10 protein-coding genes are annotated in these 13,268 nt (G+C 68.2%); 1 reads left to right on the top strand and 9 read right to left on the bottom strand.

Translation table 11 applies throughout. The annotated features are described in order from the left end of the window. Nucleotides 1-126: 126 nt before the first annotated feature. The 6 genes from OEB96_RS02795 to OEB96_RS02770 all read right to left on the bottom strand — a co-directional run bounded on the left by OEB96_RS02795 (nucleotide 127) and on the right by OEB96_RS02770 (nucleotide 4,909). Complete coding sequence (locus tag OEB96_RS02795; RefSeq protein WP_266213853.1) at nucleotides 127-750, bottom strand: hypothetical protein; 624 nt, start codon at nucleotides 748-750, stop codon at nucleotides 127-129. Between the two features lie 11 nt (nucleotides 751-761). After that, on the bottom strand, nucleotides 762-2,108 hold the full coding sequence (locus tag OEB96_RS02790; protein ID WP_266213852.1) for an AgmX/PglI C-terminal domain-containing protein: 1,347 nt from the start codon (nucleotides 2,106-2,108) through the stop codon (nucleotides 762-764). A 337-nt stretch (nucleotides 2,109-2,445) separates the two neighbouring features. Then, on the bottom strand, nucleotides 2,446-2,988 hold the full coding sequence (locus tag OEB96_RS02785) for a biopolymer transporter ExbD (protein WP_266213851.1): 543 nt from the start codon (nucleotides 2,986-2,988) through the stop codon (nucleotides 2,446-2,448). Nucleotide 2,989: 1 nt separating this feature from the next. After that, complete coding sequence (locus OEB96_RS02780) at nucleotides 2,990-3,565, bottom strand: ExbD/TolR family protein (protein WP_266213850.1); 576 nt, start codon at nucleotides 3,563-3,565, stop codon at nucleotides 2,990-2,992. 122 nt (nucleotides 3,566-3,687) lie between these two features. Further along, nucleotides 3,688-4,320 carry a MotA/TolQ/ExbB proton channel family protein gene (locus OEB96_RS02775; protein WP_266213849.1) on the bottom strand — a complete coding sequence of 211 codons (633 nt, stop codon included), beginning with the start codon at nucleotides 4,318-4,320 and terminating at the stop codon, nucleotides 3,688-3,690. Between the two features lie 265 nt (nucleotides 4,321-4,585). Then, a complete protein-coding gene (locus OEB96_RS02770; RefSeq protein WP_266213848.1) occupies nucleotides 4,586-4,909 on the bottom strand; it encodes a hypothetical protein in 324 nt (107 codons plus the stop codon). Between OEB96_RS02770 and OEB96_RS02765 the strand changes: the two genes are divergently transcribed. Beyond that, nucleotides 4,908-5,063, top strand: coding sequence for a hypothetical protein (locus tag OEB96_RS02765; protein WP_266213847.1), 156 nt, complete (start codon nucleotides 4,908-4,910; stop codon nucleotides 5,061-5,063). The two genes, OEB96_RS02770 and OEB96_RS02765, sit on opposite strands and share 2 nt — an antisense overlap. A gap of 421 nt (nucleotides 5,064-5,484) precedes the next feature. Here OEB96_RS02765 and OEB96_RS02760 read toward each other — a convergent pair whose 3' ends face one another. Genes OEB96_RS02760 through OEB96_RS02750 form a run of 3 tightly spaced genes read right to left on the bottom strand, consistent with a single transcriptional unit; the run spans nucleotide 5,485 to nucleotide 13,267 of the window. Continuing rightward, entirely contained in the window at nucleotides 5,485-7,305 is a 1,821-nt protein-coding gene (locus OEB96_RS02760) for a tetratricopeptide repeat protein (RefSeq protein WP_266213846.1), read from the bottom strand. Next, nucleotides 7,302-10,796: a tetratricopeptide repeat protein gene (locus OEB96_RS02755; protein WP_266213845.1), complete on the bottom strand. Its 3,495-nt coding sequence runs from the start codon at nucleotides 10,794-10,796 to the stop codon at nucleotides 7,302-7,304. The genes OEB96_RS02760 and OEB96_RS02755 overlap by 4 nt, the downstream gene beginning before the upstream one ends. Then, nucleotides 10,793-13,267: a tetratricopeptide repeat protein gene (locus OEB96_RS02750; protein ID WP_266213844.1), complete on the bottom strand. Its 2,475-nt coding sequence runs from the start codon at nucleotides 13,265-13,267 to the stop codon at nucleotides 10,793-10,795. Before OEB96_RS02750 ends, OEB96_RS02755 begins: the two co-directional genes overlap by 4 nt. Nucleotide 13,268: the final 1 nt, after the last annotated feature.

Raw genomic sequence — 13,268 nt, 5'->3', positions numbered from 1 at the left:
CGGCGCAGGGCTTGGGGCCGCGGGTGCTCCTCCACGTCCACCAACACGCACGGGGGCCGGCTCGGTTGACCCTCGTCGGCGACGAGGTCACCTCGTGCGGTCGAGACCGGAGCCAATCGCCCCTGCTCACATGCTGGGGCTGCCCACGCTGGGCGGCGAGGCATCATCGATCGGCGGGGGAACTCGATTGGGCTTGGTGCCATCGGGACTGCCGCCCACGGTGGGATCGGCCACGGGGATCGTGGGATCCTCGTCGACCTCGTTGTTGGTCACGTCGTCGGATTCCTCGGGGGCCTTGTCTCCAATGCACTCCTTGGCCTGCTCCACCAGATCGCCGAGCCGATCGGATGCCGCCTGGAGCTTCTCGACCGCGAAGCTGCGTGCCTCGGCGCTCGAGCCCTCGTCACGGATGATCAGCATCTCGCCGGTGGCCAGCTCCATCACGCCCTGCGCTCGCTCTTGCTTGTCGATCACGCACGCGGCTCGCACCAGATCGGCATCGCGCTTCGCCTCGGCGGCCAGATCTCCGATCTTGGCCATGTCGTTCTCCATCTCGCGACGCACCGCCGGCACCGAGACGGTGGACGTTGGCGGCGGCGCCTTCGCCTCGGCCACCCCCTCATCGGGGGCTTCGCCCGCAGCGCCCTCGCCCGCAGCGTCCTCCGGAGGTCCGGCCAGCGCACCCGATGCGCCGCCGAGCACCAGCCACACGCCACACACCCCTGCCAATGCTCTGGTTCGATTTCGCATCACCCGCCCCATCAACCACCGGAGAATACCACGGAGAAGGTCACCTCTCCGCTGTCTTCCTGTTTGCCGAAGCGCCAGCCCTTGATCTTGGCCTGCGCGCACGTCTTGACCTTGGCGTCGCCGACGGTGTCTTCCTCGACCACCACCGAGGTCACGCTACCCATGGCGCTGACGCCGATCGTGAAGGTCATCTTGCCCGCGATGTCCGGTCGCGTCTGGAGCACCGACTCGTAGCAGAAGTTCAGCGCGCTCATGCGCCGATTGATCTGCGCCTTGATGCCCTTGCCGTCGATGTCGCCGAACACGTCGGTCTTGGTCGACTTGGCGCGGCCCCGGACCTTGCGCTCGCGCTTGTCTTCCTTCTTCTCGAGCTGCGGACCCTCGCCTAGATCGAAGCCCTGCGTGTCGACCATGCTGCCACCGAGCGAGATGCCCTCGCCGCCGGGCACGAACGGGGTGATGGCCCCACCGTCGGCGAGCATGGTGGTGGTCATGCCCTGCGCGAACAGGTCGCCCAGATCGTTCTCGGTGCTCTCGATGACGTCGAGCACCGTGCCCTCGCCCGGTCCGCCGTAGGTGCCCAGCACACGAGCGATGCCCACGTTGCGCGCCTCGGCGACCGCCTTCTTCGAGAACTTCTCGGGCGGCTTGTCGAGCTTCTTCTCGGGCTTGGGCTTCTCCTTCTCCTCGACCTTGGTCTCTTCTTCGTCTTCCTCGGCGAGCGCGTCCTCTTCTTCCTCGGGCTCGGGCTCGACCTCGTCTTGCTTCTTGACCAGACCCATCGCCTGGATGAAGCGCTCGTCGAGATCGTCGATGTTGAACGTGTCGTCGTAGGGAGCCGTGGCCGCCCAGGTGAAGTACGAGCCGAGGGTGAGCGCCGACACGGCCATCGTCGACAGCTCACGGCTGCCCCACATCTGGTCGAAGCGCGCCTTGAACTGCACCGGGAACGGCAGCCGCGGCGGCAGCACCTTGGGATCGTCGAACTGGAACATCACCGTGCTGTCGCCGATGAGCAGCTTGCCCTTGGCACGCGGGCTGAGCTTGACGCGGAGCTTGTCGCCCGCCCCGAACCGCTGGCGCAGCGAGCCGATGGTGAAGGCCTTGCGACCCATCGACACCTTGCCGCGCACGTTGGAGGGCACATCGAGGAAGTAGACCCCGTCGCGATAGTCGAACAACGTGTGCTGTACGGGCGCACGCGAGCCGAACAACACCACGTCGCTGCGATAGTCGCTCCCCATGCTGATCGAGGCGGCCTCGTGCTGATGGATCTCGTCGCAGACGAGGTCGTCCACGATGACGGCCACGCGCAGCACCTTGGGTGCCCTCGACTCGCGGGGTTTGGGGTTCGGCATCAGCTTTGAAGGTTTTAGCAGCTACACCGCGTAGCGCAAACTACGCTGGCGGAAGAAGGGAGAAAGCGGAGCGAGCATACCGTTGCCGGCAACCGTGGCCAAACGCCGAGCGAACCCTCCAACCGGCCGGTTCCGAGAGCACGCACGAAGGCTCCGCCGGTTTCCTCGGCCATGCCTCAGTCCATGGCCGCGAGTCTCGAGATCCGTCACGCCGATCACGTGTCCACCCGGGCCCAATCGATCACTGCGCCATTGCTCGGCGCAACCAACGCAAACGGCCGGACCCGAGGTCTCGGATCCGGCCGCCGTCGACGTGCCCTCCCCGACGGGGAGGCTCTCAGCCATTCGACTGGATCACGCAGAACGCGTACTCGCGGAACTCCGCCCGGCCGGCCGTGTACATCACGTCGACCAACGTGGAGAACTTGAGGGTCTCGTCTCCAACCAGGATCACCCGGGCACTCCAGTCGTTCTCGGTCTTGCCCTGGGCCACGGCCATCTGCTTGGCCTTGTCGGCCTCTTCGGCCATCGCGTCGTAGAGCGGACCGATGAGGTGGTTCTGTAGCGCGGCGGGATCGATGTCGCCGTTCTCGTCGAGCTGGACGATCTTCTTGCTACCAAAGGTGATCGCGCGCTTCGAGATGTAGACCGGAATCCCGTCCTGGATCGGCGAGTCGGCCTTGGACATTGGGATCTTCTGCCCACCCGTCGGCGTGATGAGCACTGGATCCGAGCCGTAGCTCTTGAGGAGGTACACCACGATGATGGACACGACGTCCATCAGCGAGGTGAGCTGGAGCGAGGCGTTCTCGTCGGGCTTGTTGCGACGCGCGGCCTTCTTGGCCGCCTTCTTCGCTTGGAAGAGCTCTTCGGGGGTCATGTCAGCCTGCTCCTGCCTCGACGATGGGCTGCCAGAAGTAGCACTCGGGGGGAACTTCCTCCCCCATCATGGCCTTGAGCAGCTTGCAGTCCGATCCCCGCAGCGCGTCCATCGTGTTGATGAGCGCCTGCATCGGGATGCTGTTCTCCGCGCTGATCGTCACCACCGTCTCGTGGGCGAACAGGCTCTTGTACCGCGCGGCCTCGGCCTCGAGCTTGGCGTAGTCGTAGCGCGCGAAGTCGTCCAGTGGGGCCCCTGGCTTGGCCAGGGGGATCGTGGGCTTGTTCGAGTCGGCCGACTTGCCGGCCTCGGCCCCCTGCTGCTGCCCCTGCGCGCTCACCCGGTAGCCGTCTTCCATGATGAAGACCTTGAGGTTGAGCGGCTTCTCCTCCTTCTTCTCTTCCTTCTTCTCGTCGGCCTGCGCCGCGAACTTCGGCGGAGTGACGGTCACCGCGGCGAAGCGGGCGACCTCCATGGCCAAGAGGAGGGCGGGGATGAGAAGGAACATAACGTTCATGACGGGGAGGAGGTTGGCCTCGAGCTCCGCCTCTTCGTTTTTCTTCTTTCGTCTAGCCATGTCCCGCGTCCTTTCTCGTCAGAGAGTTCGTCCAGGGTGGTGAAGCGCTCGTCCATCCAGGGCCTTCTGCCCCCGTCTTCGGGGGCACCCGCGCCGCGGGGGCCGAGATGGCCGGCCCCCCACTAACCCTGGCGGACCCGCGCGGCCAGGAGGTTCTCGAGCTTGACCGAGTAGAGGTCGACCTCGTCGGCGATCTTCTTGGCCAGGTTCGAGATGAAGATGTGCATGGCGAGCAGCGGGATGGCGACCAACAGACCGAAGCCGGTCGTGTTGATGGCGATCGAGATGCCCTTGGCCAGAGCGGTCGCGCGCTGGTCGGCGGACACGGTCGCGACCGCCTCGAACGCCGCGATCATGCCGAAGATGGTGCCGAGCAGACCCAAGAGGGTGGCGATGTTGGCGACCGCGGAGATCATGGCCACGCGCTTGCTGATGGCGGGCCCGACCTCGAGGGTTGCCTCTTCGATGGCGGCGGCGATGTCTGCCTCGCCCTTGTTGGCGCGAGTGAGACCGGCCTTGATCACGCGAGCGAGCGCGGCCTTGTCGGCGGCGTTGCAGAGCTTGATCGCGCGGTCGATGTTGTTCGCCATCACCAGCTTTTGGATCTGGTTGAAGAACTGACCGCCGTTGATGTTGAAACGGAAGAACAGGAAGATGAAGCGCTCGATCGTCACTCCCGCGCCGATGACGGCCGCGAGCGCGATGAAGTGCATCCAGCCACCTCCCTGTTGGTAGAATTCAGCGAAATTGTCCATGACCGTGTGTCCTCCTCAGTGGCGGGGAGCCGTTCCTCGTGGTCCCCGGGTCGGTGGCACGTCGATGAGCCCGACCCATGCTGCTGCTGTTGTTGTTGGTGTGTTGCTCCGATGCTGCCCGACTCAGCCGGGGCAAGCGCTCTCGCGCGCGGAGAACGCTGGCCCTCGGGAGGCCCCCTTGCCGGGTGGCCAAGAAAAGATTGGGCGGCGATAGAGTAATCGTTTGGGCGGCGTGAAGTCCTGGGTGGTGCGACCCAAGCAGGGATTAGAACAGAGGATCCTGGACCGACTCAAGCACCAAAGGTGAAAACTTGGCGTCGAGCCGGGCCCAGTCGTAGTCGAGCGACGAGCGCCTCAGGATGTAGTAGGCGCTGGGCTTCTCCAGCTTGCCCTCCACGAGGAACTCGTCCTTGATGACGGTGCGCTTGCCCGAGGGCGCATTCCGACCGCGATCGCCCCCACCGCCAGTGCCCGAGTCGGGGGCCGAAGCCGAACCCGAGTTGGGGCCCGAGCCAGTGGTGGTGGGCTCGGTGGCGGGCTCCGAGCTCGGCTCGGGCGCGGCGGAGGACGCGGCCGTGACCGTGCGCATGGCAATGCGTACAGGCTCGGTCGAGGGCGCGTCGGCAGAACTCGCGGCCGTGGAAGAAGTCGATCCGGAGGAGCTGGACGACCCCGCGTTCGGAGCGACCGAGGGTGCCACGCGATCACCAGGCGACGACTCGGTCGATGGCCCCGCGTGCTGACGAGCGCGGGACGACCGAGGAGCCTGGGGGGTGTTCGCCGTCTCGGTCTCCGCCGGGGCGGGAGAACTCGAGCGTTGGCCCCGTTGTGGGGGCTGACCGTACACAGGTTGCGAGGCGAGCAATGTAGCGAAAACGCCAGCCGCTGCCAAGGTGCAAAACCGTTGCGTACGCCGTCCAAACGCCGAATTCAGCGGCCTAAGGCTCGATACCAATCCTACCGTTGGTTGCACCGTGGCCCGTGAGGCCGGAGGTGGAGGCTCCGAATCCGAGGCTTCACCGATCGAACCGTGGTGGCCCGTACGAAGCGAGCGTGAGGACCCCACGGGTCCGATGTCGAGCCCGGCCGACGCGCGTGCGAGACGATCACCGGCGACATGGTCTCCCGCGATGGACGGATGGGGTGGGCGGAGAATGGTTCGGCTCATGTCGGGCTCGTGGAAGGATCGACGCACGAGTCGTCGAGGCAAGCAAGCCACCGATCACCAATGAGCTCGGCCGATCTCGTGCAGGAGATCGGAGACGAAGGCGAGGTCTCGATGCACCCGGGGATGGGGGCACCAACCTGCATCGAGCTTAGTGTCGGAGCGGGGTAGCGGGTTCCACGCGATGCAGGATTGCGGGGAACTTTTTCGATGGACGAGCGCTGCGGCGAAGGAAGGCGTAACGACGCCGACTGTGGTTTCTGCACGGAGGGCTGCTGCGGCGCCGGCTTGGCGGGTGCGGGGCCCTGCGGTGCGGGACCTTGCGGTGCGGGCTTGGCCGGCGCGGGGCCCTGCGGCGCGGGCTTGGCTGGTGGAGGTTGGGTGGGTGCCGGCGTGCTCGGGCCTTGCGGCGGCGGTTTGCTCGGAGCCGGCTCCTGTGTACTCGGACCCTGCGGTGCGGGCTGGACGGGCGCGGGCTTGCTCGGCTGGGTTGGGCCCTGCGGCGCGGGTTGGGTTGGGCCCTGCGGCGCGGGCTTGCTCGGCGTGGGGGCCTGCGTGCTTGGGCCTTGCGGATCCGGCTGCTGCGGCGCCCCATCGTCGGGCGGCGTGCCGTCCGCGACGGCAGGTTCTTCGGGGCTCGAGCCCGCTCCGGCAACCGGCGATGGATCGCCGCCACCAGCCGGATCTCCTCCCGCGGGATCGCCACCCGCGGGGGTGGGCTTGGTGGCGCGCTCCTTCTCGCGATCGAGCCGTCGTTCCTCGCGCTCGAGCCCCTTCTTGGCCACGCGAATGTAGTCGTCGGCGCGCTCCTTGCTGACGCGCGGCGGTGGTGCCTTGCCGCTGCTCATGCCCGCCGTCGCCGAGCCGGGTCGCGGTCCGCCGTCGTTGCTGGCGAGCTCGCGGTACTTGGTCAGGTGCTGGATGGCCTTGTTGAGTCGCGCGGTGGTCTCGAGCCCGGGAAACGGATCAGCATCTAGGTAGAGCACGCCGAGGTTGAAGTAGGCCTCGGCGTAGCTCGGCCGCAGCTCCAGCGCCTTGCGCATGGAGGTCTCGGCCTCCTCCCACTTGTGCTGGGCTCGCAGCGCGGCGCCGTAGTTGAGGTGCGCCTTGTAGAAGCGAGGATCGAGCTCGAGCGCGTACTGGAAGCATCCGGTCGCCGTCGTCACGTCTCCCGCGTCGAGGTAGCGCGTGCCCAGGTTGTTCCACGCCGCGGCATTCTTCTCGTCGACCTCGGCCGCCTTCTTGAACAGCATGGTGGCCTTGACCTCCTCGCCGGTCGCCATCATGGCGAAGCCCTGGAGGTTGTAGGCCCGCGAGCTCTGCTCGGGCGTGCGCGTCTTGGCGTCGACCTGCAGCGCCGAGCTGGTGACGGCGAGCACCAGCTCGTACTTCTTTTGCCGGTAGAACACCTGACCGAGCACGAGCATCGCGTCGACGTTCTGCTCGTGGACCTTGAGGGCCTCGCGCGCGGTGTGGACGGCCTCGGTGAGGTTGCCCTTGTCGAGCTGGGCCTGAGCCGCGGCGCTGATGGCCAGCGACTTGTTCATCTTCTTCTTTTCTTCCTCGGGGTCGCGATCCTTGACCTTCTTGAGCACCTCTTGGGCCGCGGCCTGCTTGGTGGCGTCGTCGGCTCCCTCGGCGAGGGCGGCGTCGATCATCCCCTGATCGACGTCCTCGAGCTCCTCGGAGGGCCCCTCGGGGACCTCGGTCTCGGGCTTGGGCGTGGACGGGCAGCCCCCCAGCAGGCACAGGGTCAGGGTGCCCAGCGAGAGCCGGGCCAGCCATTGCTGGCTGCGAGGACGGTGGTCGAGCGAGCTCATCGGCGATCCTCCAGCTGCAGCTCGAGGGCCGGCGTGCGCAGCAGCGGGTACTCCTCGGGCATGTAGATGTTGAGCCGCTCGCGCGCGGAGCGGGTCCACTCGTTGGCGATGTTGAACTCCTTGCCGCGCGTCACGGTCTGGACATAGAGATCGATGGCCTTCTTCTCCACCTGGGCCGCGAAGACCTCGATCATGTCCTTGTACGCGAACCAGGACTCGGTGTTCTCCTTGAGCTTCTTGGGCACGGGAGCGTCACGCACCGCGATCGCAGTGGACTCGAACGCCTGGCCGCGGCGGAACATGGCCGCGAGCACCCAGTCGATGCGGCGGTAGGGGAAGACGTTGTCGTAGGCCGCCGTGGCCACCACGAGCGAGTCGAACAGCGCCTTGGTCTCCTTCTCGAGCTGGCGACCCGTGCCGGTGACCTTCTTGTCGAGCACGTCGGAGAGCGCATACTCGGCCAGCAGGAACTGCGCCTCGGCCGGGAAGTCGGCCGGATCGGTGTTGGGCTGCAGGCCGCGGGTCTCGAACGCGGCCACCGTGGCCCGGTAGTGCTCCTCGGCCTTCTTGCGGTTGTCCTGCGCGGCGTAGGCCTGGCCGATCCGCAGCTCGGCCTCGACGGCTCGCTCGGCGTGCTCGGGCTTGGCGCCGTAGCGAGCCATGAACGCCTGGTAGGCCGCGATCGTGGCGGCGTGGTCGTCGGTCTTGCCGAGCACCTTGGCCGCACGGAACAGGGCCTCGCCGGCCTTGGCCTCGTCCTCGCTCTTGTCGGCGTAGCGCTGGTAGAAGCCGGCCGAGCGCTTGTAGTCCTGGAGGTTGTCGAGCAGGTCGGCCGCGTTCCACAGCGAGATCTCGCGGTGCTCGCTGTCCTCGAAGCGCTGGTCGTCGGCGAGGATCAGGTAGCTCGCCACCGCCTCGTCGAACTCGAAGAAGCGCGAGTGGTTGAAGCCCGTGCGCAGCAGCGCGTCGTCGGCGAACTCCGAGTCGGGGTAGTCGGTGTAGATCCGCCGGTAGGTCTGGCTGGCCGAGGAGAACCGGCCGATGTTCTCGTAGCAGGCCGCGGCGTTGTTGAGCGCACGGTCGGCGTTGGGATCGTCGGGGGCCTGGTCGACCAGCGCGACGAAGCGATCGGCCGCGGCCTCGAACTCCTCGGCCTCGTAGAGGAGCGTGGCCTCCTTGAAGCGCACCGCGTTGCCGAGCGCCTTGAGCTCACCCGCGAACTTCTGGGCCTCGTCGCCCTCGCCGCAGCCGCGCTCGGCGAGCTGCTCGCTCCACAGCTTGACGTTCTCGAGGTCTTCGCGGGCGCTGTAGGAATCGAGGATGGCCGTACCGGCGTTGATGGCCACGTTCTCCTTGCAGTGCTCGTCGAGCACCTGCACGAAGCGACGCTCGGCCTCCTCGAAGTGGTAGTAGCGCTGCGAGATCTCGCCGGCCAGGTACATCATGGTCGGGGTCTGCTCGCTGTCGGGGACGATGCCGACGAAGCGATCGTAGGCGCCCTGCAGCGCCAGGACGACGCCGGGGATCTCCTGGGCTTCGAACGGCCCGGGAACGCCGGCCTTGGGCATCGCGGGCATGGCGAGCTCGCCCCGCTGCTCGAGCTGGCCCATGTGCGCCTCGTAGGCGAGCACGGCCCCCTGCGCGGCGTCCTCTTGCAGGCGGTTGTCGATGTTGGAGTCGCGCACCTGGCCGTACTGCTCGGCCGCCTTCTCGTACTGATCGCTGTAGTAGAGCGACTCGGCGAAGTTGAAGCGGTTCTCGTAGGAGGTGGGGGTGTCGGGGAAGCGCTCGAGGTAGGCCTCGTAGGCCCGCGCCGCGATCTCGTACTCGGCCTTGGCCCCGGGGTCGCCGGCGGCCCGCAGCTCCTGGGCCGTGTTGTGGTGATCGATGGCGGTGTGGACGAGCGCCTCCTCGGCCAGCGCCAGCGCCTCCTCGACCACGTCGGGGTCGCCCTCGTTGGCGTAGAACCACTTGGTCCCGCGCAGGTAGTTGGTGGCCAGCGCGTCGCGAGCGATGCGGGCCCCGTTCTCGTCCTGCAGGTAGTTGTAGGCCTGCATGATCCGCAGCTGGATCTTGGGCGCGGCGGGGGTCAGCGGCCAGCGATCGAGGGTCTTGCGCCAGATGTCGATGGCGGTGACGAACTCGGTCTGGAACGCGAACAGATCGCCGAGCGCGGCGTAGATCTCGGGCACGTGGCGCTCGTTGCCGCGATCGCGGTAGTCGCGATCGAGCCGGGAAAAGCCCCACACGCGATCGCGGTTGCCGTCGAGATCCCAGTCCTCCTCGACGTAGGTCTTGGCCAGGTACTTGATCGCGTCCTCGCGCAGGGCCACCGCCCCGTCGGCCTTGGCCTGGCCCTTGTGGGTGTCGGCGTAGCGCACGAACTCGTCGAGCTTGTCGGCCGCCTCGGGGAAGCTGCGCTTGAGGTAGAGCGTCCACGCGATGCGGATCAGGGCCTCGTCGTAGAGCTCGCCCTCGGGATCGGCGGCGGCCTGCTGGTAGGCCTCGAGCGCGGGGTCGAGCTCGTCGAGGTCGTAGTGCACCTCGCCCACGCGCAGCCAGGCCTCGGAGGTGAAGGTGCTGTCGGCCTTCCAGGGCACGCACTCGCCGTAGTCGCCGCGGCGGAAGGCGCGTGACGACACGAGGTTGCTGCCGTCGGCCAGGGGGGCCGCGTACTTGTTGGCGCAGGTCAGCGCGAGGTACGACTGTCGGCTCTCGTCGAAATTCTCCATCTCGTACGAGAGCGTGCCCATCATGTAGAGGGCAGCGTCGCCGAGGTGGTAGCGGGGGAAGCGGACGGCGACGTCGCGATAGAGCGCGATCGAGGCCGTGTAGTCGGGCTGCGGGCTCTCGGGAGGCGGCGCGTCGGGGTCCTTCTCGAGCGCGATCTGGTAGGCGTCGAGTTCCTTGGCGAACGCCTCCTCCTGGCGCGCGAGGCGATCGGTGGAGGTCTCGAAGTGCAGCTCGGCCAGGCGGAAGGTGATCTCGGGGGTCCAGGTGGCGTCGTCGGGGTGCAGCTCGAGGAAGTCCTGGTAGCGCTCGATCGCCAGGGCCCGCATCTTGCGGGCCTTGGCCTCGTGCTCGCGAATCCGCTGCTGGTACTCGGTCTCGAGCACGTGCTTGCCCTGGCTGGACTCGATGACGAGCAGCTGCGCGATGGTGTGCGCGGTGGCGTCGTGGGCCCGGCGGTAGCGGTTGGCGAAGCGCTCGAGATCCTCGACCGCCGCCCGCTCCTCCTCGTTGGCCGGGCGCAGGGGCAAGGGCGCCTGCAGCTTGGCGGGCTCGGTGGCGCGGATCTGCTGCTCGAGGCCCGCCCCCGAGCCGGGCTCGCCGGGGCGAGCCTTGACGCGCGAGGGCTCGAGCTCACTGCGCGGCAGGGCCCAGGCGGGCACGGAGGTCGCGGCGAGCATCCAGCAGAGCGAGGCGGCCATGAGCCCGAGGCCGCGGCGGCCGCGACGGACCCGAATCGACGAGGATCGACGCACGCTCATTGCCCCAGCTCCTCCAGGCCCATCTTCACGGCCGCATCGAGATCGCCGAGGGTACGATCGCGCTCGTACTCGAGCCGCTTGACCTCGTCGGACTCCGATTCCTTCATGGCCCACGCCACGTCGAGCAGGCCCACCTCGCTGCGCATCACCTGGTTGTGCAGCTCGCCGACCACGTCGCGATAGGTGGCCGACATCACCTCGGACACGAGGTCCTTGGTGCGATTGCGGGTGGCATCGAGCTCGCTGCGGTACTGATCGAGGTTGGCGCGCTCCTCCGCCATGATGATCATGGCCTTGGCCAGCCGCCGCTCGGCCGCCGCGTCGAGCCCCGCTCGCACGACGCCGGCCTTGGCGTGCCAGCTCTCGGCCCGCTTCCACAGCGCATCCGCCTCTGCCTCGGCAGCGACCTTGGCGAATGCCTGGTGCATGCGCGACAGGTGCTGCTGGTAGGCCGCCGCGGCCTGCCGCCAGGCGTCGTCCTCGGGGTTGGAGAAGCGCAGGTTGGCGCGAGCCCGGCTCACGCGTCGGCGCAGGTCGGCGGCCTCGGCCTCGAGCCCGGCGATCTCGTCGCGCATCTCTGCGGCCTGGGTGAGGAACGCCTGGTGGTCGATCTTCTGCTCGGCGCGGGTCTCCTCGTAGTAGCGCTCGGTGGCCACCAGCTGGGCCCGCAGCTCGGCCACCACCAGCTCGAGCTTGTGGGCCTGCTGCTCGAGCCGCTCGATGGCGCGGCCGGCCTTGTCGCGACCCGGGGCGGCGCCCCCCACCGGAGCATCGAGCTTGGCCCGCAGCTTGCGACGCTCGGACTCGAGTCGATCGACGCCCTCGCCACGTGCGCGCACCATCTGCCGGGCCACCAGCTGCTCCTGCACCTCGAGCACCTGCGAGGTGCCGTCGTCGAGCCCGGCCACGTGCGCGGCGAGATCATTGAACAGCTTGGCCTTGTGCGGCACGTCGACCGCCTCTTCCATGCGGCGCAGCAGCGAGCGCAGGTCCTCGAGCTCGCGGTCGAGCTGGCCCACCTCGCCGGCGAGCGACTCGCCGTGCATGGCCCGTGGCAACGCATGGGCCAGCGGCAGGGCTCCGGTGGGCAGCAGCGAGCCCAGGCTGAAGTGTTCCATGTCCTCGCCCACCACCGCCGCGAAGTAGGCGGTGGCGTCGCCCTTGGATTGCAGCTTGCCGCCCAGGCGCTTGGCGAGGCGCTCGAACTCGCGGCGCAGCACCAGGAACTGCGCCTCGGCGCCCTCGTAGTCGCGCTGCTGGATGCGGACCTTGCCGCGCAGGTGCTTGATCTCGGCCGCGATCGGCGAGTCGGGATCGTAGACGAGCAGCAGGTCGAGGGCCTGGACGGCCTGCTCGTACTGCTGCGCCGCCATCAGCGTCCAGGCCGTCTCGTACATGGCCTCGGGGAAGTACGGCGAGTCGCGACCGATGCGGCGGTACGACTTGACCGCGTCCTCGGTGTTGCCTTCGTCGTGGTGGATGCGGGCGATGCCGAGCCAGGCCAGCTCGACGATCTGGCGATCGTTGGGATCGGAGGGCCGAGCCTTGGTGATGCGGGAGAAGCGGTCGAGCGCGGCGGGAACGTCGTCGAGCGCGAGCGCGGCCGCGGCCGCGACGTAGGCCGCCCGCACCCGCCACTTGGCCCCCTGCCCACCGCGGGTGATCGGGATGTCGACGGGGCTCATCGCGTCGAGCACCGCGATCGCGCGATCGTGCTTGCCGGTGAGGTAGAGGTGGCGCCCGTAGGCGTACGACAGCTCGTAGCCGTCCTTGGTCAGGAGCGACTCGGCCCAGCGAACGAGGCGCTCGATGTCGGCATCGCGCAGCTTGCCCTTGGGAGGCTCGACCGTGGTCGACAGGCCCACCGCGCGCAGCCGTGCACGCATCTCGGGGGTGGCCGACAGGCCCGGCTTGCGGGCGAAGCCGGGCTCGCGACGCGGCACGGCCAGGTCGAGCAGGCGGGCCACCGCCAGCGGCTTGAGGCGCTTGGCGTCGGAGCGAGCGTCGCCCAGCACCTTGATGAACAGCTCGAAGGACCACTGGTCCATGCCGAGCCTCATGATGGCCTCGCCCAGGTAGAAGGTGGCCTCGATCGAAGCCTGCGACGAGGGATGGTTCTCGACGATGTCGAGGAACGCGATCGCGGCCCCTTGGTAGTCGCCCTCGGCCAGCTGCAGCTGACCTCGCACCAGGCGCTTGGCCAGCTCGTCGGCGGAAGCCTCGGGCTCGCGCTTGGCGGCCTGCTCGGCCTTGGCGAGCGACTGCTCGACCTCGCGCAGCGTGGCGGCCCACTCGTCGAGCGCCTCTTCGGCCGCGCGATCACCCGGAGCGGCCCAGGCCGTGGAGGCGGCGACGGGTGCCAGCCCGAGCACGAGCCCCAGCCCCACGCTCAGCCCGCACGCGAGCAACCGCGTGGGGACGAGCGCGGTCCACCGCGCTGGTCGGATCGGCAGGCCGCGGATGCCTCGCACC

Source organism: Paraliomyxa miuraensis (assembly GCF_026337845.1).
In the GTDB taxonomy this organism is placed as follows: Bacteria; Myxococcota_A; Polyangia; order Nannocystales; family Nannocystaceae; genus Paraliomyxa; species Paraliomyxa miuraensis.
Note: the sequence above shows the minus strand (reverse complement) of the source record. Positions and strands in the feature narration are given on the sequence as shown.

Coding starts and splice junctions, on each gene's coding strand:
- OEB96_RS02795 (WP_266213853.1), bottom strand. CDS start 750: ATGCGAAATCGAACCAGAGCATTGGCAGGGGTGTGTGGCGTGTGGCTG.
- OEB96_RS02790 (WP_266213852.1), bottom strand. CDS start 2,108: ATGCCGAACCCCAAACCCCGCGAGTCGAGGGCACCCAAGGTGCTGCGC.
- OEB96_RS02785 (WP_266213851.1), bottom strand. CDS start 2,988: ATGACCCCCGAAGAGCTCTTCCAAGCGAAGAAGGCGGCCAAGAAGGCC.
- OEB96_RS02780 (WP_266213850.1), bottom strand. CDS start 3,565: ATGGCTAGACGAAAGAAGAAAAACGAAGAGGCGGAGCTCGAGGCCAAC.
- OEB96_RS02775 (WP_266213849.1), bottom strand. CDS start 4,320: ATGGACAATTTCGCTGAATTCTACCAACAGGGAGGTGGCTGGATGCAC.
- OEB96_RS02765 (WP_266213847.1), top strand. CDS start 4,908: ATGGCAATGCGTACAGGCTCGGTCGAGGGCGCGTCGGCAGAACTCGCG.
- OEB96_RS02770 (WP_266213848.1), bottom strand. CDS start 4,909: ATGCGCACGGTCACGGCCGCGTCCTCCGCCGCGCCCGAGCCGAGCTCG.
- OEB96_RS02760 (WP_266213846.1), bottom strand. CDS start 7,305: ATGAGCTCGCTCGACCACCGTCCTCGCAGCCAGCAATGGCTGGCCCGG.
- OEB96_RS02755 (WP_266213845.1), bottom strand. CDS start 10,796: ATGAGCGTGCGTCGATCCTCGTCGATTCGGGTCCGTCGCGGCCGCCGC.